Origin of the sequence: Pseudonocardia alaniniphila (assembly GCF_022524485.1) — a bacterium.
Classification (GTDB): domain Bacteria; phylum Actinomycetota; class Actinomycetes; order Mycobacteriales; family Pseudonocardiaceae; genus Pseudonocardia; species Pseudonocardia alaniniphila.
On the sequence record NZ_JAKXMK010000031.1, the window covers coordinates 82,150 to 102,037 of the forward strand.

At 70.2% G+C, this 19,888-nt stretch carries 17 protein-coding genes and 1 pseudogene; 11 read left to right on the top strand and 7 right to left on the bottom strand.

What is annotated here, in order from left to right; translation table 11 throughout:
* Positions 1 to 14: 14 nt before the first annotated feature.
* Positions 15 to 1,745 (bottom strand): L-aspartate oxidase, encoded by a 1,731-nt coding sequence (locus MMF94_RS31650; protein ID WP_241041085.1) that lies wholly within the window; start codon positions 1,743 to 1,745, stop codon positions 15 to 17.
* Positions 1,746 to 2,015: 270 nt separating this feature from the next.
* Here MMF94_RS31650 and MMF94_RS43845 point away from each other — a divergent pair.
* From MMF94_RS43845 to MMF94_RS31660, 3 genes and pseudogenes are all read left to right on the top strand, one after another.
* Positions 2,016 to 2,168: pseudogene (locus MMF94_RS43845) on the top strand (ferritin-like domain-containing protein); the annotation flags it as partial.
* Positions 2,169 to 2,337: 169 nt separating this feature from the next.
* Positions 2,338 to 2,706 carry a hypothetical protein gene (locus MMF94_RS31655; protein WP_241041086.1) on the top strand — a complete coding sequence of 123 codons (369 nt, stop codon included), beginning with the start codon at positions 2,338 to 2,340 and terminating at the stop codon, positions 2,704 to 2,706.
* A gap of 5 nt (positions 2,707 to 2,711) precedes the next feature.
* A complete protein-coding gene (locus MMF94_RS31660) occupies positions 2,712 to 4,376 on the top strand; it encodes a GAF domain-containing sensor histidine kinase (RefSeq protein ID WP_241041087.1) in 1,665 nt (554 codons plus the stop codon).
* Positions 4,377 to 4,836: 460 nt separating this feature from the next.
* Here MMF94_RS31660 and MMF94_RS31665 read toward each other — a convergent pair whose 3' ends face one another.
* Both MMF94_RS31665 and MMF94_RS31670 read right to left on the bottom strand, forming a co-directional pair.
* Positions 4,837 to 6,075: a low temperature requirement protein A gene (locus MMF94_RS31665; protein WP_241041088.1), complete on the bottom strand. Its 1,239-nt coding sequence runs from the start codon at positions 6,073 to 6,075 to the stop codon at positions 4,837 to 4,839.
* A 2-nt stretch (positions 6,076 to 6,077) separates the two neighbouring features.
* Complete coding sequence (locus MMF94_RS31670) at positions 6,078 to 6,479, bottom strand: cupin domain-containing protein (RefSeq protein WP_241041089.1); 402 nt, start codon at positions 6,477 to 6,479, stop codon at positions 6,078 to 6,080.
* Between the two features lie 184 nt (positions 6,480 to 6,663).
* Here MMF94_RS31670 and MMF94_RS31675 point away from each other — a divergent pair, with 184 nt between their 5' ends.
* The 4 genes from MMF94_RS31675 to MMF94_RS31690 all read left to right on the top strand — a co-directional run bounded on the left by MMF94_RS31675 (position 6,664) and on the right by MMF94_RS31690 (position 9,579).
* Positions 6,664 to 7,407 (top strand): SDR family oxidoreductase, encoded by a 744-nt coding sequence (locus MMF94_RS31675; protein ID WP_241041090.1) that lies wholly within the window; start codon positions 6,664 to 6,666, stop codon positions 7,405 to 7,407.
* A gap of 174 nt (positions 7,408 to 7,581) precedes the next feature.
* Complete coding sequence (locus MMF94_RS31680) at positions 7,582 to 8,013, top strand: cupin domain-containing protein (RefSeq protein ID WP_241041091.1); 432 nt, start codon at positions 7,582 to 7,584, stop codon at positions 8,011 to 8,013.
* 218 nt (positions 8,014 to 8,231) lie between these two features.
* A complete protein-coding gene (locus tag MMF94_RS31685; RefSeq protein WP_241041092.1) occupies positions 8,232 to 8,471 on the top strand; it encodes a hypothetical protein in 240 nt (79 codons plus the stop codon).
* A 139-nt stretch (positions 8,472 to 8,610) separates the two neighbouring features.
* On the top strand, positions 8,611 to 9,579 hold the full coding sequence (locus MMF94_RS31690) for an NAD-dependent epimerase/dehydratase family protein (RefSeq protein ID WP_241041093.1): 969 nt from the start codon (positions 8,611 to 8,613) through the stop codon (positions 9,577 to 9,579).
* On the opposite strand, the gene MMF94_RS31695 is transcribed toward MMF94_RS31690, so the two are convergent.
* From MMF94_RS31695 to MMF94_RS31705, 3 genes are read right to left on the bottom strand one after another with little or no spacing between them, the layout of a single operon-like run.
* Complete coding sequence (locus tag MMF94_RS31695) at positions 9,549 to 11,261, bottom strand: AMP-binding protein (RefSeq protein ID WP_241041094.1); 1,713 nt, start codon at positions 11,259 to 11,261, stop codon at positions 9,549 to 9,551. The genes MMF94_RS31690 and MMF94_RS31695 overlap by 31 nt on opposite strands.
* Positions 11,258 to 12,097: an alpha/beta fold hydrolase gene (locus MMF94_RS31700; protein WP_241041095.1), complete on the bottom strand. Its 840-nt coding sequence runs from the start codon at positions 12,095 to 12,097 to the stop codon at positions 11,258 to 11,260. Before MMF94_RS31700 ends, MMF94_RS31695 begins: the two co-directional genes overlap by 4 nt.
* The gene (locus MMF94_RS31705) at positions 12,084 to 12,962 is read right to left on the bottom strand and encodes a MaoC/PaaZ C-terminal domain-containing protein (RefSeq protein WP_241041096.1); all 879 of its coding nucleotides are present in this window, start codon (positions 12,960 to 12,962) and stop codon (positions 12,084 to 12,086) included. Before MMF94_RS31705 ends, MMF94_RS31700 begins: the two co-directional genes overlap by 14 nt.
* A 124-nt stretch (positions 12,963 to 13,086) precedes the next feature.
* Between MMF94_RS31705 and MMF94_RS31710 the strand changes: the two genes are divergently transcribed.
* From MMF94_RS31710 to MMF94_RS31725, 4 genes are all read left to right on the top strand, one after another.
* Positions 13,087 to 13,716, top strand: coding sequence for a TetR-type transcription factor C-terminal domain-containing protein (locus MMF94_RS31710; protein ID WP_241041097.1), 630 nt, complete (start codon positions 13,087 to 13,089; stop codon positions 13,714 to 13,716).
* 141 nt (positions 13,717 to 13,857) lie between these two features.
* Positions 13,858 to 15,219: an MFS transporter gene (locus MMF94_RS31715; protein ID WP_241041098.1), complete on the top strand. Its 1,362-nt coding sequence runs from the start codon at positions 13,858 to 13,860 to the stop codon at positions 15,217 to 15,219.
* 193 nt (positions 15,220 to 15,412) lie between these two features.
* Positions 15,413 to 16,579, top strand: a complete 1,167-nt coding sequence (locus MMF94_RS31720; RefSeq protein WP_241041099.1) for an LLM class flavin-dependent oxidoreductase — start codon at positions 15,413 to 15,415, stop codon at positions 16,577 to 16,579.
* Positions 16,580 to 16,877: 298 nt separating this feature from the next.
* A complete protein-coding gene (locus MMF94_RS31725) occupies positions 16,878 to 17,798 on the top strand; it encodes a sugar ABC transporter substrate-binding protein (protein WP_241041100.1) in 921 nt (306 codons plus the stop codon).
* 17 nt (positions 17,799 to 17,815) lie between these two features.
* Here the strand turns inward: MMF94_RS31725 and MMF94_RS31730 are convergent, their stop codons facing one another.
* Positions 17,816 to 19,762 (bottom strand): sensor histidine kinase, encoded by a 1,947-nt coding sequence (locus tag MMF94_RS31730; RefSeq protein ID WP_241041101.1) that lies wholly within the window; start codon positions 19,760 to 19,762, stop codon positions 17,816 to 17,818.
* Positions 19,763 to 19,888: the final 126 nt, after the last annotated feature.

Here is a 19,888-nt window from a genome sequence, read left to right on the forward strand (position 1 = left end):
GGCCCTCCACCGGCTCACTCCACGAGCTTGCCGGCGGACGAGACCTCCCGGACGAGGGCCGCGATCTCCACGGGCGTCTCGGCCACCGGCTCGCGGACCACGTTCCCCGGCCCGGACCAGACCATGTTGACCCGCAGTGACTCGTCCAGGTTCGGGAAGTCCGAGCGGTTGTGGCAGCCGCGGGTCTCCCGGCGCTCGATCGCGGCTTCCACGGTCGCACGGGCTGCGACCAGCGACGACCGCAGGTCGAACGCGTGGGCCAGGTCCTGGAAGCCGGCCAGGTCGGGATGCACGCCGACGTTCTTCGCGGTCGTCTCGATGTCGTCGAGCCGGGCGAGCCCCGCCTGCAGACCGTGCTCGTCGCGCACGACGCCGGCGTGCTCGGTCATGGTGTCGCGGACCGCACGCTGCAGTGAGCGGACGTTCTCGGGCCCGTCCGCGGCGAGTAGCTGGTCCACCTCGTCGCGGGCCTCGGCGACCGCGGCGGCGCTGCGTTGTTGCGCGCCGAGGGCGGCCGAGTAGTCCGCCGCGGTGTCGCCCACGATCCGTCCGTACACCAGGAGCTCGATCAGCGAGTTGCCGCCGAGCCGGTTGGCTCCGTGCAGTCCGCTGGAGGCCTCGCCGATGGCGTACAGGCCCTCGATTCCGGTGCCGTGGTCCTCCGAGCGCACCCAGACCCCGCCCATCGAGTAGTGGGCGGTGGGTGCGATCTCGATCGGCGTCGTGGTGATGTCGAGCATCTGCAGTTCGAGCAGGGTCTGGTAGACGCGGGGGAGCCGCTGCATGATCGTCTCCCGCGGCAGGTGGGAGACGTCGAGCCAGACCCCGCCGTGTGGCGTGCCCCGGCCCTCCTTGATCTCGGTGTAGGCGGCGAGGGCAACCCGGTCACGGGTGGAGAGCTCCATCCGCAACGGGTCGTAGCGCTCCATGAACCGCTCGCCGAGCCGGTTGCGCAGGATCCCGCCCTCGCCGCGGGCGGCCTCCGACACGAGCGTGCCGGCCGCGTTCTCGGGCTCGATCAGGCCCGAGGGATGGAACTGCACCAGCTCGGGATCGCGAATGCGCGCGCCCGCTGTGAGGGCGAGCCGGAACGAGTCGCCGGTGTTCTCATCGCGGCGCGAGGAGGTCCGTCGCCAGATCCGGGTGTGTCCGCCCGCTGCCAGGATCACGGCATCGGCGTGGATCACGTATCGGGTGCCGTCCTCGGTGTCGAAGCCGTACGCGCCGAACACCACGCCGTCCCGGGTGAGGATCCGGGTCACGTACATCGTGTCGATGATCCGCACGTTGAGCTGCCGGGCCCGGTTCACCAGGGTGCGTTGGATCTCCAGGCCGGTGTAGTCGCCGGCGAAGGCGGTGCGCCGGAAGGTGTGCGCGCCGAAGTATCGCTGCGAGATGCGCCCGTCCGCCTCGCGGGCGAAGGGCATGCCCCAGCGTTCGAGGTCGGCGATTCCGCGTGCCGCACCCTCGGCCACGATCCGGACGGTGTGCGGATCCGCGAGGAAGTAGCTCTCCTTCAGCGTGTCGGCGGCGTGCTGCTGCCAGGAGTCCTCGGGGTCCATGGTGCCGAGGGCGGCGTTGATGCCGCCCGCCGCGAGGGTGGTGTGCGCGTCGGTGGAGGGCCGCTTGCCCACCACGAGGACGTCGGTGCCGCGCTCGGCCAGCTGGATGGCGGCACGCAGCCCGGAGCCGCCGGTGCCGATCACCAGTACGGAGGTCGCGATCCGCTGCTCGGCCGGTTTCATCGTTCTCCTTCGTGTGGGGTGGTGGTGTCCGGCGGCGGGTGGGACCAGTCACGCTCTGCTTGACGCCTACTCCGAAGAGCCGTCTGAAACCCGGTGCTCCCGCTCTTATCTCGCGACTCGGCCGGACACGCTTCACCGGATAGGACAGGAGAGCCCACCGGAATGTGACGTCTCGTGGGCGCTCTGCGCCCCGTGTCACAGATCCGGGGCCGTCCTGTCCTCCGGAAAGGCGGGTGTGCACATCCCGCGTGCCCCTGAGGAAGGACCACCGTGACGCTCTCCACCACAGGAATCGCCGCGCTCGACGACCTGCGCACGCACCTGCAGTGGGCGATCGAGCTGGAGCACTCTACCCTGCCGCCGTACCTCTGCGCGCTGTACTCGCTCGATCCCACGCGGAACGCCGAGGCGATGCAGGTCGTGAGCAGCGTGTTCGTGGGCGGTGGCCGGATGGTCCTGCTCGTCGCCAGCGGAGGCGTGCTCCCGCAGAATGTGCCGGTTGACGGTGGTGTTCACCAGGACAGCTGGTGGCTAGCCTCATGTCGTGAGAGGCGCTACGGCGCCGAACGGCGCCAGTCGAGGCCGCTCAGCGGTGACCCGAGCGCGGGCGCTGGCGACGCTGGTCGCCTCCGCGGTAACCGGGTACGTGGTGGGCGAGCTGGCCGCGCATGCGCGACGGGTCACGTCTGGGGCGGACTCGCTGGCCCAGGATGTCGAGCGATTCGGCATGGAGCAGGCCGCGCTGCGCAGGGTGGCCACGCTCGTTGCCCGGGCGGCGGCGCCGGAGGAGGTGTTCGCCGCTGTCACCGCGGAGGTCGGGCGGCTGCTCGGTACCGAGTATGCGAGCTCCGGTACGAGCCGGACGGCACGGCGACGTGGGTCGGCGCGTGGACCAGAACTGAGGTCGCTTTCCCTGTCCCCATCGGTACTCGGGTCGCGCTCGGGGGGCGGAACGTGCTGACGCTGGTGTCCGAAACGGGGCGGCCGGTGCGGATCGACGACTACGCCACTGCCTCGGGTCCGGTCGCCGAGACTCACCACAGGTGGGGCGTCCGCGCGGCGGTCGGCGTGCCGATCAATGTAGAGGGCCGGCTGTGGGGCCTGGTGCTCGTAGCGTCCACGCACGCGCAGCCGTTGCCGGCAGACACCGAGGCGCGACTTTCCGGGTTCACCGAGCTGGTCGCCACCGCCCTCGCCAACGCCCAGGCGCGGGTAGAGCTGCGCGGGTTCGCCGAGGAGCAGGCCGCGCTGCGCGGGGTGGCCACGCTCTTTGCCCGGGCGGCGGCGCCGGAGGAGGTGTTCGCCGCTGTCACCGCCGAGGTCGGGCGGGTGCTGCACGCTGAATTCATCACGATGACCCGGTACGACCCGGACGGCGGGGCCACGATCCTGGGTGCGTGGAGCAGCACCGCCGCCTCCCCCATCAAGGTCGGCACCCGGTACAAGCTCGGCGGGCGGAACGTGACCACGCTGGTGTTCGAGACCGGGCGGCCGGCGCGGATCGACGACTACACCACCGTCTCGGGCGACGCCGCATACATCGCCCGGGCGTTCAGCTTCGGCGCGGCGGCCGCCGTGCCGATCAACGTCGCCGGCCGGCTGTGGGGCCTGATGGGCATAGCGTCCACGCGCGTGCAGCCGTTGCCCGCGGACACCGAGGCCCGGCTGGCCGGGTTCACCGAGCTGGCCGCCACCGCCGTCGCCGACGCGGAGAGCCAGGCGCAGCTGACCGCCTCGCGTGCCCGGATCGTGGCCGCCGCCGACCAGGCGCGGCGGCGCATCGAGCGCGATCTGCACGACGGCGCCCAACAACGGCTGGTCTCCCTCGCCATGGCACTACAACTGGCGCAGGCGGCGGCGCCGCCCGAGGCCGTCGAGCTGGCGGCACAGCTGGACGACCTGGCCGCCGAGGCCACCAGCACCCTGGATGAGCTGCGCGAGCTCGCCCGCGGCATCCACCCTGCAGCCCTCGCCGAAGGCGGCCTGTCCTCGGCGCTGGAGGTGCTCGCCCGCCGCTGCACCATCCCCGTCCGCCTGGACGTCCGGGCCGATCGACAGCTCCCCGAGCCGATCGAGGTCGCCGCCTACTACGTGGTGGCCGAGGCGCTGACCAATGCGGTCAAACACGCCGACGCCTCCACCATCGACGTCCACGTCGACACCGCTGCCGCGGGCGACGACGCCGACGCGCTGCGGGTGTGCGCGCGACGACGGACGCGGCGGCGCCGAGCTCTCCGGCGGATCCGGCTTGGTCGGGCTCAAGGACCGGGTGGATGCTCTGGGCTGCCGGCTCTGGGTGCAGAGCGTCTGCGGCGCGGGCACCACGGTGCAAGCCGAGCTCCCGCTGGGCCCAGCCCGTGGGCTCTAGCGCGGGCACGCCGATGGCGTGCAAGCTCGACTCGAAGGGCGAGCGGCTCCGGTGGTCGAAGGCCTGAGGCCGCCCCGAACACACGCACACCCCCCGCCCGCCAACGCGCACGCAGAGGCGGAGGACGGCCTACCCGAGGGGGCGGACCACCGGGGCCGGGGACGCAGCCCAAGGCTCCAATGCACGCCGCAACCCGGCCAACCACGTGTGCTCGACCTCGATCGCCTGGGCCAGACCACCCACCGAAACCTCAGGCTGGGTGAAGGACACGAGCCCTGGGCCAAGCACCGCCACCTGTCCGCGCCCGCACCCCATCGCCGACCAACCGAGCGGCTGTTGATGCTCCGCGAGGTACGCGTGACCCAGCAGCACATCGCACGCGACCACCAGTCCCGGCACCAGCCCGCGGTCCAGGGTCAACGCGACCACACCGGCACCACGACGCACCGCCGGGAAACCCACGGACTGATACCCCGCGAACAGGTAGCTCGACTCCGAACGCACCTCCACCGACCACGGCTCCGCCTCGACCGGAACTGCGAGCACGGCACCCACATCAACACCCCCTGTTCAGTTTGACGCCGCACACAATGCCCTGCCCCCCAACGCATCGCACGACGAAGGTCAACAAACCCACGGGAAGGAGGGTCGAAAGAATCTCCACCTGCGGGTGTGCTCTCGACATGGACACATGTCGTTGATCTTCAGCAGATGCGTTCCGCGTCAGGTGTCCATGTCGGGACTGGATGAGCGCCACACCGCCGCGGCGACCGCCGCGGCGGCGATCAGCGCGATCACGGCGAGGATCGCGCCCACGCCTGCCCGGGCGAGCGCGATCGGAGCCGGCAGCACGAGGGCGGCGGCGCCCAGCAGAACGGACGGCCGGGCCTGCGATCGCGGCACGATCGGAGCGTGGCTCAGCCACAGCAGCGCCAGGAACGCCGCGGTCGGGGCCGCCACCGCGTAGCCCGTCCCGAGCGTGCCCACAGCGTTGTGGCCACCGGTTTGCCGGACGGCGACCTCGAGGCCCGCCCCGAGCGCCGCGAGGGCCGCGAAGATCCCGTAGTGCCCGTAGCCCCACAGGTACGCGCGCTCTCGCCGATCCGACAGCCCGTCGCCGCTCGGTTCCATGTCGTAGAGCCACCAGAGCGCGAACAGCAACACCAGCCCGGAGCCCGCGACCACCACCAGCGACCCGTGAAGACCGGCACCGACGGCGTCGGCGAACCCGGTGGACACCGCGAGGACGCTCTCGCCCAGCAGGATGATGGTGAACAGCGCGTACCGCTCGGCGATGTGGTGCGGATGCCAGCTCGTTCTCCAGTTGTTGCGTTCGGCCCACGCAGGCACTGCCAGCTCGGCCCCGGCCAGGGCGACGAACACCACCACCGGCACCGTCGCACCGCTGAGCACACCGAGCTCCGCCAGTAGCTGGCGGACGAGCCAGAGCACCTCGACGGCGGAGATGCCTACGGCGTACCGGATGGTGGTGCCGCGGCGATCGGGGTCCTCCCGTGCCGCCCGCAGCCACTGCGCCACGAGCCCGACACGCATCACCAGGTAGCCGAGGGTGACCGCGCGGTAGTCCCCGGTGGCGAACGCGGGCGGCACCCCGGCGGCCAGGATGAGCACGCCGCCCATCTGCAGCAGGGTGAGCAGCCGGTACGGCACGTCGTCGGTGTCGTAGGACGAGGCGAACCAGGTGAAGTTCATCCAGGCCCACCAGATGGCGAAGAACACCTGCAGGAACGGCGTCACGGCTTCGGCCGCGTGCCCCTGCGCCAACCCGTGGGCGAGCTGTGTCACGAGCCCCGCAACAGCCACCACGAACGTCAGATCGAAGAGCAGTTCGAGCGGAGTGGAGGCCCGGTGTGGCTCGTCGGCGGCGCGCGCCGTCATCCGGATCCGGAGCGACGGCCGGCTGCGCACCGGTCCGGGCTCGGGCAGAGTTCCCGGCTGCACGCCTAGTTCCAGTCCTCTTGCCAGGAGTAGCCAGGGCCTGCATTGCCCGCGACCGCAACGGGCGCGGGCGTGCCGAGTACGAGCCCGACGGTCAGCAGCACGGCGGAGTCCGCGATCGCGTGGAGCGTGTGGGCGTCGGCGGGCACCGCGAGGAGGTCGCCCGCGACGGCTTCCACCGCCCGTGTCGCGGCGGCCAGCCGCACCCGGCCGGCAAGCACCTGCAGCGTCGCCTCCCGCGAGCTGTCGTGCTCCTGCAACGTCTCGCCGGCTCGCAGCGCGATGACGGTCTGCCGGAGCACGTGGTCGTGGCCTCCGTGCACCGTGTGAGCGCTACGGCCGTGCGCCGACGCCCTGGCGCGTTCGATCTGGCTCCGCGCGGTCTGCGCCAGCGATGTCGTGTCCATGTGTGCTCCTCGCGAGGTGCCGTTGTCGGGAGCGAGGACAGGACGAGACACCGATTCGTGACATGACGGGCGTCACATCGGCTTCGGCGGATCAGCTGTCACAGATCCGGAGGCTGTCCTGTCCTCGCTACCGACACCGCCCCGCGCAGCGGGCGGTACGCGGACTCGGATGGAGGGATTCGTCGTGAAGATCGTCGTAATCGGTGGGACCGGGCTCATCGGGTCGAAGCTGGTGGCCACGCTGAACGAGCACGGGCATGAGGCCGTGCCCGCTTCCCCGAACACCGGCGTGAACACGCTGACAGGAGAGGGCCTCGCGAAGGTGCTCGAAGGCGCAGCGGTCGTGGTGGACGTGTCGAACTCCCCGTCGTTCGCCGACGAGCCGGTGATGGAGTTCTTCCGCACCTCCACCACGAACCTGCTCGAGTACTCCGCGAAGGCGGGGGTCGGGCACTACGTGGCGCTGTCGGTGGTGGGCACGGATCGACTGGCGGATTCGGGCTACTTCCGGGCGAAGATCGTCCAGGAGAAGCTGATCCGCGACTCGGGCCGGGCGTACTCGATCGTGCACGCCACCCAGTTCTTCGAGTTCGTCAAGGCCATCGCGGACTTCAGCACGGTCGACGGCGAGGTCCGCCTGCCGACTGCACTCATCCAGCCGATGGTGTCCGACGACGTCGCCACCGCGGTCGCTCGCGTCGCGGTGGGGGAGCCGCTGAACGGGATCCGCGAAATCGGCGGCCCGGAGCAGTTCCGGCTCGACGAGCTGGTGTGCAAGGGTCTTGCGGCGAAGGGCGACCCGCGCAAGGTCGTCACCGACGAGCAGGCCCCCTACTACGGGGTGCGGCTGAGCGAGCGGACGCTGCTCCCCGGTCCGGACGCCCAGCTCGGGGAGACCACGTTCGACAAGTGGCTCGCGCAGCAGTAGACGCGCGCCGCACCACACCCGCGCTGGGCTGCCGTTCATGACCTGCGGCGGTGTGACGCAGTCCACCGCCGTTTCGGGCTGCCGAGCCACGGCTTGTTGTCACGGACGAAGTCGCTGTCCTGTCCTAGCTGGTGTCCTCGATTCCGAGGCACCGCACGAGAAATGGGAGTACTCATGAGCATCGACCACTCGCACCACATCGAGGACCCGAACCGAACGACGCCCCCGCCGCAGATCGAGCTCATCGGCTCGGTGCCCACCCCGCCTGTGCCCGAGTCCTCCGAGGCGATGACGATCCTCGTCACCCTGCCGGCGGGGAGCGCCGGTAGCCCGCCTCACCGTCACACCGGGCCCGCTTTCGGCTACGTGGTCCAGGGCGAGATGATCTTCGAGCTGGAGGGCGATCCCCAGCGTGTCGTGCGTGCGGGCGAGACGTTCTGGGAGCCGGGCGGCGACGTCATCCACTACCAGGACGGCAACAATCTCGCCGACGCCGAGACCAGGTTCGTGGTCACCATGTTCGGCGTCCCCGGCCAGCCGATGCTGATCCCGGTGAGCGCCGAGGAGCTCGAGGAACGCCGGCCCCGCCGCGCCCCTCGTCCGTGATTCCACGGCAAGGCCTTCGGCTCGGGAGCCCCGGGCTCGACGGCGATCGCCGGAGTTGCTGACCGGCGGCTCGCTATCCGGTTGCCATCGAGCCGGCACCGGCGGCCCGCGGCGAGATCGCCCGGGCCGCCGCCGGTTTCCGGTCAACCATCCTCGAGGAAGAAGGACATGCCCGCTCGGACCGTCACCGTGGGGGCTACCACATCATGGAGGAAGAAGTGAGCGACCCGACGGGCGACGGCACATTTCTCAGCGAGCTCGAGATCGAGGTCAGGGCCGAACTGGACCTGGCCGAGTCGAGTGGCCCGGCGGAGGTCGTCGAGCAGGAGAGCGCCGAATGGTTGTACGAGTCCATCGACATCCAGCGAGAGGAAATCGGCCTGCGCAGCCTTCTCGGAGCCGTCGAGGCGATAGAAGGCGGCGAGCCTCGAGACGATGACCGCACCTCGGGCCCCTGACGAATTGAGCCGATAGCGACCGGCAATTCGATGCCCGAGCTCGGCTCACCCGGTCTCCATCTACATCGGACAGGGTGCATGATCTTGCGGTGACATCTCCTCGTGACACCGGCAAAGCCCGTCTCTCGGGACGTTCCGCATGAGCCGTGTCGTGGTCGTCGGAGCGACCGGGCACATCGGCTCGTACCTGATTCCCCGACTCGTGCGCGCGGGGCATGAGGTCACTGCGCTCAGCCGCGGGACACGCGAGCCCTACCACCACGCGCCGGAGTGGTCGCGGGTCGAGCGGGTGACCGTCGACCGGGAGGCAGAGGATGCCGCCGGAACGTTCGGGTCCCGGGTCGCGGCCCTGGAACCCGACGTCGTGGTGGACCTGGTGTGTTTCACCGCCGAGTCGGCGGCCCAGCTCGTCGAGGCGTTGCGGCACAGCCGGCCGCTGCTGCTGCACTGCGGCACGATCTGGGTGCACGGCCCTGTGGCGCGGGTGCCGGTCACCGAGGACGAGCCGCGGAATCCGGTGGGCGACTACGGCATCGGCAAAGCAGCGATCGAGGAGTTGCTGCACCGCGAGACACGCAGCGGTGGTGTGCCGAGTGTGGTGCTGCACCCCGGCCACATCAGCGGGCCCGGATGGCCGGTCATCACTCCGGCCGGCAACCTCGACCCAGGTGTGTGGCGCGCTCTCGCGCTGGGTGCGCCGCTTCCGCTGCCCGATCTCGGTCTCGGCGTTCTGCATCACGTCCACGCCGACGACGTCGCGCAGGCGTTCGAGCGAGCGCTGACGCGCCCTGCGGCCATCGGTTCGAGCTTCCATGTCGTCGCTGAGCAGGCGATGACCTTGCGAGGTCTCGCGCAGGGCGTGGCCGGCTGGTTCGGCCGGGAGCCCGTGCTCGAACTTCTCGACTGGCCCACGTTCGTGTCGCGGGTCGGAGCTGAGCATGCGGGCGCGACTCGCGAGCATGTCTCCCGCTCGATCAGCGCCGGCATCGAGCGCGCACGCACGCTGCTGGGCTTCGCCCCTCGTTACACGGCATTGGAGGCACTCCGTGAAGCACTGGAGTGGCTCGTCGCCAACGGTCAGGTCGACCTGGAGTCCTCGAATCTCTGACGGGCCCACTCGCGCAGCGTGGCCGCCCGGATCTTCGTGCCGTTCGTTCCCGACGTGGTCGGCATGGCGTCGATGAGGTGCACTGCGTCGGGCACCTTGAACCGCGCGAGCGTCTCCGCGCACCAATCCCGCAGCGACGCCGGCTCCGGCGCTCTGCCCTCCTCGGGAACGACGAACCCGATCGCTCTGGTGTCACCGTCGGGACCGGGGATGCCGACGACCCTGGCGGTGAACACGTCCGGGTGCTCGGCCAGCCGCCGCTCGATCTCAGCGGGGTCGACGAGGAAACCTCGCAGCCGCAGCGCGTCACCCATCCGGCAGACGAACGCGAACACGCCCTCGTCGACGAGGGCGCCCAGGTCGCCGCTGTGGAACCAGCCGTCGGCGATGAACGCCTTGGTCGCCGCGGAGTCGTCGCCGAGGTAGGCGTCGACCACGTTCGGGCCCCGGAACTGCAGTTCGCCCTCCTGCCCGGGCGGGAGCTCCTCCCCGGTCACCGGGTCGACGACCCGCACGGTGATCCCGTCGTGCACCACCCGTCCGCCGCCGGTCCAGCGGCCGGGCGCCGGTTCGTCGTGAGGCCAGAACGCGGTCAGGGCGAACACCTCCGAGGAGCCGTACACCCCGGCCGTCGCGGTGCCGAACGCGTCGCGGGCCCATTCGGCGAGCTCGCGGGAGCGGCCCTGGAAGTCGGCGACCCCCAACCAGCGCCAGGCGGAGAGGTCGCGCGGCCGGGCTTTCCACGCTTCGGCCAGCCGCAGCACCAGGTCGTCACCGCCGACGACGTGCGTCACGCCGTGGTGGGCCATGTCGTCGAGCACCGTGTCGGCGTCGAAGACCGGCTGCAGCACGCACGTCGCACCCGCGGCCAGCGCCGCCATCCCGGTGTTGTAACCGAAGACGCCCGACAGCGGAAGCGCGCACAGCACGAGGTCGGCCTCGTCGATACCGATGGTCGTGGCATCGGCGACGGCGTGTGTCAGCACTCCGTGGGCGCGGTGCGCGGCAAGCTTGGGCATCCCGGTCGAGCCGGAGGTCGTGAAGGCGACGACGAGATCGTCGAGGCCGGAGCCGCCGATTCCGGGAGGCGCGGAGACGGGTGTTGCGGGAGCCCAGGCGCCACCGCCGACGTCCGACGCCGACGGGTCGGCGACGGCCGGGGCACCCGGCCCTGCGACCACGGCGACCGCCGGTGGCGGGTTCGTCGACCGCGCGACCGCCTCGCGAAGGCCTCCCAGCAGATCCAGATCGTGGAAGTCGTGCGCCAACGCGACGAGGCGGGGCCGCGCCCGGTCGAGCACGTGCGTGACCTCGTCGACGTTGTACCGGGTGTTGATCCCGATGACGTGGGCCCCACGGGCGGCGACGGCGAACTGCCAGGCCAGCGCATCGCTCCAGTTGGGCAGCCACACCGCTACGCAGTCGCCCGCTCCGATCCCGCCGGTGCGCAGCTCCTCGGCGAGCGACAGCGTGCGTTGCCACAGCTCGCCCCGGCTCACCGGGATCGTCGTCCCGTCACGACCCTTGTCGAGGGCCGCGATCCGATCCGGGTCGCGACGGGCGAGGCGGCCGAGCAGGCCGGGCAGGTCGGCGGGGACCTGGTCGGCCGTGTCGGCGCCCCGGGCGTGTGCGGGTACGGCGTGCGGCGCGACAGCGGCGCGGTCGACGTCCGGGGCGCTCATCGCGCACCTGCCGGCGTCGCAGCTCCGGTGAGCGCGCGCAACCAGCGGTCGAGCAGCGCGGCGAAGCCGTCGATCTCCTCCATCGGGTAGTGCCCGACGCCGGGGAGCACGGTCATCCGGGCGTCGGGGATCTGCTCGGCGGCCTGGCGGACGTCGGCGGCGTCGACCCACAGGTCGTCCGCGCCGACGACCAGGTGCGCGGGGCAGGTGATCGACGCCAGCTCGGCGCGCAGGTCGTGGCCGGCCCAGGCGATCAGGTCCGACAGGGAGACCGCCGGGTCCTCCCGCCGGTGCATGGTCGCGATCAGTTCGGCCCGCTGTGGTGGGACCGACTCTCCGACGACGGCGAGCGTGCCGAGGTAGGTGCGGTCGCTACGGCTCGGCGCGGCGACGTCGGACAGTTCGCGCCGCAACCCGCGCACGCTCGGCCTGCCACCGGTCCAGGCGTCCGCAGCCATCGCGACGACGCCGGAGAGCCGATCGGGGATCCGCTTCGCGATGTCGAGAGCGGTCTTGCCGCCGATGGAGCAGCCGACCACGAAGGGCCGTTCCAGCCCCAGCAGCTCGATCAGCTCGACGCACCATTCCGCGTAGCTCCCGAGATCGGTGACCGGCCCACCGACGGCGGGCTCGGATCGACCGTGACCGGGCAGGTCCGGCACCACGGCGCGGTAGCCCAGCGCAGCCAGCTCGCCGGTGACGTGCCGCCACTGCACGCCGCTCTGCCCCGCGGTGTGCAGGCACAGCACCGGGATGCCCGCTCCGCTCTGTTCGACGAACGCGAGCGATCCTCCGACCTGCAGATATGCGGCCTCGATGCCGTTACTGCCGTTCATGCTGCTCCTCTTGTGCGAGTGCCCGTGCCGCGTCGGCGATCAGGTTCAGCACCGGGGTCAGGCGCAGGTACTCGTAGCCGTTGCCGCGCACCGCGAACTGCCCGGACATGCTGCGGCGCATGAACTCATTGGACGCCGCGGTGACCAGCTGGGTCCAGGTCAGCTCGTCGGCCTCCATGGTGAACGTCGCTCCGAGCGCCGCCCGCCGTGACACCTCGATCACTGTGCCCCGGTAGACGCGCAGGTGCACCTCGTGCTCGCCGGCTCGCAGTCCGATCGTCCCGTCCCATGACTCGAGCGCCTCGGCGAAGGCCGTGCCCTCGCGCAGCCGCTCGGCGAGCGCCTCGCCCCACCCCGTCGTGCCGAACGCGCGGCCGACCGGGTCCGGTCCCGCCTCCCGCGCGGCCAGCAGCACGGACGTCGTCCCCTCCTGCCGGGTCTCCCCGTCGGCTCCCGCGAGCGTCATGTGCCTGGTGACGACGCCGCGGTCTCGCGCCGTCGTACGTCGGCACCGCACGATCGTCAGGTCGAGGTGCAGCTCGTCGCCCACCCGTATCGGGCGCCGGTAGGACCAGTGCGTGTCCAGCAGCCCCAGCACGGTGGTGGCAGCGCGGTCGCCGTGCAGTTCGAGCGGCTGCAGCAGTCCCATCGCGACGGCCAGTCCGAAGGGACCCTGCAGTATCGGGCCGCCGGGATACGCGGGATCGGTGTGCACGGGGTGGTCGTCGCCGCTGAGGCGGGTGAAGTCGGCGAGATCAGCGGGGGTGACGGTGCGGGGCCCGCTGGTGAATCGCTGCCCGACGGCGAAGTCCTCGAAGTATCCGCCTGCTCGGGCATGGGGCGGAGCGGTTCGGCCGCGCGTCACTGACCCTCCTGACCACGTCGTCCTCGCCACATGAACGAGCGTTCTTGTCAGTTACAGAACCATCGGGAAGATCCCAGGTCAAGCCGGGCAGATCACCATGCAGGTGTGGTATAGCCTGATTGACGTGATCGATCGTTCGCGTGGCGCCGCCCTCATCGCCGACACCGGCCGCGGCAACGAGGCGGCGATTCTCAACGCGGCGCTCGAGGCATTCGGCAACAGCGGCTTCAATGGTGCGTCCATGCGCGACGTCGCCCGCGGCGCGGGCACCAGCCTGTCGAACCTCTACAACTACTTCCCCTCCAAGTCCCGCCTTCTCGCGGAGGTGCTGCGGCACGCCAACGCCGAGCTGTACGCGCGGGTGGTGCGGGCGGTGGAGGACGCAGGCGACGCCGCGAGCCCACGGATGCGCGACGCCGTCCGCGCCTACGTCGGGTTCGTGGTGGACCACCAGGTCGCCATGCTGGTCTCGGCCAGCGAGGTCCGCTACCTGCAGGGTCCGGACCGGGAGCGGCTGGTCGCCGAGCGGGACGACACCCAGTCGCTCATCGAGCAGATCGTCGCCCAGGGTGTTGAGAGCGGGGAGTTCCGCACGCCCTATCCAGCCGATGCGGCCCGCAGCATCCTCTCGTTGTGCGCGGCCATCGCCACCTGGTACCGACCCGACGGGCGCCTGTCGCGCGGTCAGCTCGCCGAGCAGCACGCGCGCTATGCGTTGGCGCTCGTCGAGGCGCCGCTTCCGCGGCACGACTGATCGGCCCGAAACACCGCGCTCGGGCTGGGTTGCTCCGTGCATCTTGCTCGGCGGAGCCACATGTGATTATCGTCTGAACGATCGTTCGTACTGACGTTGACGTCGTGGCGCTGCAGCGGTGCGGCCCGGAGGTGGACAGCGATGAGCTCAGAGAATGCCGACCTCCCTTCCACCGGACAGATGGGCCGACTCGCGGCGGCCGCCGTGTTCGCCACGACGCTCGAATGGTTCGACTTCCTCATCTACGCGACGGCGGCGGCGCTCGTCCTGAGTGACCAGTTCTTCCCGTCCGTCAACCCGGTCGCCGGCACCCTCGCCGCCTTCGCGACGTTCGCCGTCGGATTCCTCGCCCGCCCGCTGGGTGGCATCGTCGCCGGTCACATCGGTGACCGGTTCGGTCGCAAGCCCCCACTGGTCGCCGCGATGCTCGTGATGGGTCTCGCCACGTTCGGCATCGGCGTGCTGCCGCCGTACGCGAGCATCGGGGTGTGGGCGCCGATCCTGCTGGTCGTCGCCCGGCTCGTGCAGGGCCTCGGCGTCGGCGCGCAGTGGGGTGGCGCGGCACTGCTGCTCACCGAGCACGCACCCGTGGAGCGCCGTGGCTTCTACGGCAGCCTGATCCAGACCGGCTCGATCTTCGGTGCCGTCGCAGGCAACGCGTTCTTCCTGATCCTCACCGCGACGCTGTCCGACGAGCAGTTCGACTCCTGGGGGTGGCGGTTGCCGTTCCTGAGCGGCCTGCTCCTGGTGCTGATCGGCATCTACGTCCAGCTGAAGATCGCCGACACCCCGGTGTTCCGGGCGATGCAGCAGCACTCCGCGGAGTCGAGGCGCGAGGCAGGCCTGCGCAAGACGCCCCTCCAGGAGGCGCTGCGCAGCTACTGGCGGCAGATCCTCCAGGCGGCGGGCGCGTTCTTCGTCGTCAACGCGACGTTCTACATCCTGATCAGCGGCCTGCTCGACTACGCGACCAAGCAGGTCGGCATGTCCCGCACCGCGATCCTGGTCTGCGTCATGGTCGCCGGCGCCACCCAGGTCGTCACGATCCCGTTCTTCGGCGCGCTCACCGACCGGCGGGGCAACCGCAAAGGTGTCTACCTGACAGGCACCGTGCTCATGGCTGTGTTCGCGTTCCCGTTGTTCTGGCTGGTGGACACCGGCTCGATTCCGGTCGTCCTGATCGGGCTGATCATCGGGTTCACGATTCACGCGATGATGTACGGGCCGCAGGCAGCGCTGTACGCCGAGATGTTCCCTGCCGACGTCCGCTACTCCGGGGCGTCGCTCGGCTACCAGTTCGCGTCGGTGTTCGCAGGCGGCCTGGCCCCGTTCATCATGACCGCGCTGCTCGCCGCCACGGGTGCGTCCTGGTCCGTGGCGTTGTACATCATCGCCACGGCCGTGATCACCTTCGTCGCGGTGGCCTCGATCAAGGAACGGTTCCGCCGGGACCTCTACGAGACCTCGTACGACCTGACCGCGGCCTCCACGGCGCCGCGGTGACTCGCGCGCCGGGTGTACGCAACCCGTAGCGGGAGGAGGCTTCAGGCTTCCCGCGACGCTGCGCATCTGCAACGATCGTCTGCAGGGCGTGACTGACAGTAACCAACCTGCGCATATCCCCTCATCCTCCCGTTCGACGCGCTCACGGAGCCGCCCGGAATTCGCGAGTTCGACCTCAGCAAGGGAGCTGACGATGGCACTGAAGTTCGGGACGTTCATGGCCCCGTTCCACTGCCCGGTGGGCCAGGATCCCACCTACGCGATCGAGCGCGACCTGGCCGTCATCCGGCACATGGACATGCTCGGCTTCGACGAGGCGTGGATCGGCGAGCACCACTCGTGCGGCCACGAGCTGATTCCCGACCCGTTCATCTTCATCGCCTATGCCGCGCAGGAGACCCGGCACATCAAGCTCGGCACCGGTGTCGTGTCGCTTCCGTACCACAACCCGCTGTGGGTCGCCGATCGCGCGCTGTTCACCGACCGCCTGCTGCGTGGTCGGTTCATGCTCGGTCTGGGGCCGGGCGCGCTCGCCACGGACGCGACGATGATCGGTATCCCGCTCGAGGAGTTGCGGGGTGCCTTCGAGGAGGACGTCGAGGTCCTCATGGCGATTCTGCGTGGGGAGAAGGTCACGCACAGGACGCCGCGCTACAACCTGGTCGACGCACAGACCCAGTTCGCGCCCTACAGCGACTTCGACGTCGCCGTGGCTGCGATCGCGAGCCCGACGGGTCCGCGGGTGGCGGCGAAGAACGGGCTCAGCCTGCTGTCCGTGGGTGCGACGGCCCCTGAGGGTGGCTTCGATGCGCTGGCGCTGCACTGGGACGTCATGCAGGAGCGGGCGCCGCAGTTCGGGCACACCCCCGACCGGTCCGGTTGGCGGCTGTGCGGGCCGATGCACCTCGCGGAGACCAAGGAGCAGGCGATCGAGGACGCCCGCCACGGCCTCGACGCCTGGTGCGACTACACCCAGAAGGTTCTCGCGGCGCCGCATTTCCGGGCGGCGGGCACGACCTTCGAGGAGCGGGTGGCCTGGGTCAACGAGACCGGGCTGGGTGTGATCGGCACCCCGGACGAGGCCATCGCGCAGGTCGAGCGGCTGGAGAAGCAGTCCGGTGGCTTCGGCTCGTACCTGTTGATCCACCACGAGTGGGCGCGGCACGAGGCGACGCTGAAGAGCTACGAGCTGTTCGCCAACCACGTGAAGCCGCGGTTCCAGGGCAGTTCCGGGCGTCTGCAGAAGGCGTCGGACTATGCGGTGTCGCGCTGGGAAGAGCTCGACAAGCGCCATGGTGACGCCATCCAGGCCGCGACGGATCGGCACGCCAAGGAGCGCGCCGACGCCGGTCAGGCCTGACTCCGGCGCCGCGCACACCTCGTGGCCACCGCGCACACGTTCGGACATGCGTGCGGTGGCCAATCGGTGTGTGCGGCGACCTTCGATATCGGCGAGCGCGCGGTTACGCTGTTTGTCGCGAATCCGGGGCTGACATACCGATCGACAGGGAGTCCCTGTGAAACGAGCAATGACCTTCGCGGTTGCCGCGATCGCGTTGCTTGCCGGGTGCGCGACGGCCCAGGAATCCCCGGTGAAACAGTCGTCGAACACGCTGTCTGCGCCGCCGGCAGCACCGCCGCAGGGTGAGCGACCGGCGTTGAGCACGACGAAGCCCACCGAGCCGGTCAAGATCGCGATCATCGCTATCGAGAACAACCCGTTCTTCGCGCAGGTGAAGGCCGGATATGACGCGGTCAAGCCGAAGGTCGAGGCCGCAGGCGGCACGGTCGACTGGATCAACGCCGGCACCGACGTGACGGTCGACAATATCGGCGACGCAATGAGCGCTGCGGTCGTCGACGGCTACGACGCCGTTGCCGCGCTGATGCCCGGCGACGGCATCTGTACCTACATTCAGCAGGCAGACGCCAGGGGTGTGCTCGTAGCGGCCTACAACGGCAATGCGTCCTGCGCCGAGGGATCAGGTGCTCTCTTCTTCCACGGCCAGGATCTTCGTGCCGCCGGCATGGAGGCGGGAAAGCTGATGTGCACCGCGACGAAGAACCTGGCCGACGCGAGCAGGCCCGGCGTCGTCGGCGTCGAGACCGAGTCGTTCACGTTCCAGGCGCTCGAAGAGCGCCGGCTCGGGTTCCTCGACGGTCTCAAGGAGAACTGCCCGTGGGTGACCCAGGCCGGCGGCGGGGTCGAATACCAGACGTCGACCGACCGGGTGGCGTCAGCGACACGCGACTACCTGAGCTCCAGGAAAGACCTCGTCGGGATCTATGTGACCGGCGGCAACCCGCAGATCGCGGCCCAGACCGTGGCGTCTGCGGGCCGCACCTCGACGGTCAAGGTGATCGGCTTCGACTTCACCGCCGAGAACGTCGCCCAGATCAAGGCCGGCAACATGTACGCAGCCATCGGCCAGGACCCGTACGGCCAGTCCTACGACACCATCGTCTGGCTGTACAACGCGCTGGTCGACAAGCAGAAGCCGTCGCCCGACTACTTCATCCCCACGGCGACCGTCGTCGGGACCCGGGCCAACATCAGCATCGTCACGGCTGCGAAGTAGCAGGTCTGTCCGCTCCGTCAGGTGGGTTCGGCGGGAGCTGAGAGGGGGAGCCAGACCTGCATCGCCGTGCCCTCACCCGGCGGGCTGTGCACGGTGATCGATCCACCGAGCGCCTCGACCCTGTCGGTGAGCCCGGTCAGCCCGGAGCCTTTGGCCGGATCCGCGCCACCGACGCCGTCGTCGCAGACGGACAGTCGCAGGCGGCCGTCCACCACGTCGGCCGCAACCCATATGACCGTGGGATGTGCGTGTTTGGCGGCGTTGGTGAGTGCCTCCGCGACCACGTAGTAGGCCGCGACCTCGACATGCTCTGGGAGGCGGCCGTCGAGATCGAGGTCGAGCTCGACCAGGAGCGGTGAGCGGCGGGCCAGCACCTTGAGCGCCGGCCCCAGGCCGCTCGTGGCGAGCAACGCCGGGTGAATGCCGCGGGAGATCTCCCGCAGGTCGTCCAGTGCGGCGACCAGGCCGTCGGCGATGTCGGCCAACTCGGCTCGGAGCTCGGGCTGGGTGTCGGGGATGTCGGCCTGCGCGTTGCGCAACTCGAGCACGAGTGAGACGAGCCGCTGCTGGGTGCCGTCGTGCAGGTCGCGCTCGATGCGGCGGCGGATCTCGTCGGTGGTGGCCACCACGCGCGCTCGTGACGCCGTGAGGTCGGCCCGCGCCTGGGCGTTGGCGATGGCGGTGCCGACGAGGTCGGTGAAGTCGGCCAGCCTCAGTTCGATGCCCGAAGCGAGCGGCGCATCCGTCTTGGTGATGAATCCGCTCATCGCGCCCCAGAGCCGCCCCTCGACCATGATGGGCGCGCCGATGGTCGAACGGATGCCGCGCTCGCGGGCGATCGCGGCCGCAGAGCCCGGAGCGTCCGCGTAGTCGTCGATGCGAGTCGGCTTGCCGGTGCTGCGCACCAGAGATCCGATGTTGCGCCCCTCCAGCGTGATCCTCGTGCCCACCGGGACGATCGTCAGCTCGCCCCAACTGGCGACGATGGTGGCCGTACCGTCGGCCTCGTAGCGCATCAAGCGCGTGCCGTCGACGTCGAGCAGCCGGGCCACCTCCTCGGTGACCGCGGGAAAGACCTTCTCCGGCGGGGTGCCCTCGGCGACGACTGTGGCGACCCGGCGCAGGGCGGCCTGCTCCGCGAGCAGATCGGCGAGCTCCGCTTGGCTGCGCTCCAACGAGCCGGCCATCGTGTTGAAGGACTTCTCGAGTACTCCGATCTCGGCCACTCCGGTCGTCGGCATGCGGGTCGACAGATCTCCGCTCGCGAGCCGCTCCGCCGTCACGGACGCCTGGCGGACCGGTCGTGCGATCGCTCTGCTCAGGTAGGTGGCGAAGACCCCGACCAGCACCACGGTGACGCCCAGACCGGCGATCGCGGCGATCGTGGCCCGGTTGGCGATCTCACGCGCACGGTCGTCACGCTCGGCGGCGACGCGCTGCTCGGCCTGCTCCAGTGTGTTGAAGTCCCACCGGATGTCGTCGAATTTTATCTTCCCCAACTGCGCGTTCTCGATGCTGCGCGCGGCCGGATCGCCGCGTTCCGCCGCCACTACGAGCGGGCGAAAATAGTCCCTGATGTACGATTCGCCCTTGATCTTGATCGCCTGCGCTGTCCCCGACACGTGGATCGAGGTCAGCCTTCCCGGCGCCTCGTTCAGGTCCGCAATGTCGGTGAGGTCGACGAGCTCACGGCTGGCCTGCGCGAAATCGGCTTCGCCTGCGTGTGCCGGTTGCAAGTACCGACCGTCGCCGGTCAACAAGTAGCCGCGGGTCCCTGTTTCGATATCGACCAGGTTTCGCTCGACCCGAGCCGCGGCGACCAGCACCTCCTGGGAGTGTCGATCCAGCTGGGCCGAGTTCCGCTGATCACGGATCGCCAGCAGCAGCACGGCGAATGCGGCGCTCGTCAGCAACGTCAGCAGCACGCTGGCGATGACCATCCGGCCGGTCAGGCTGCCGCGCACGCCGGCTCACCTCCCGGCGGTGACCGCGACGATCTGCCGCCCGTTATCGGCCCGGGGGAGCGGGAGGTGCTGCCTCTGATGGCTGAGGAGCGCTCCACGACAGGCATCGCCCGCCAGGTGTGAGTC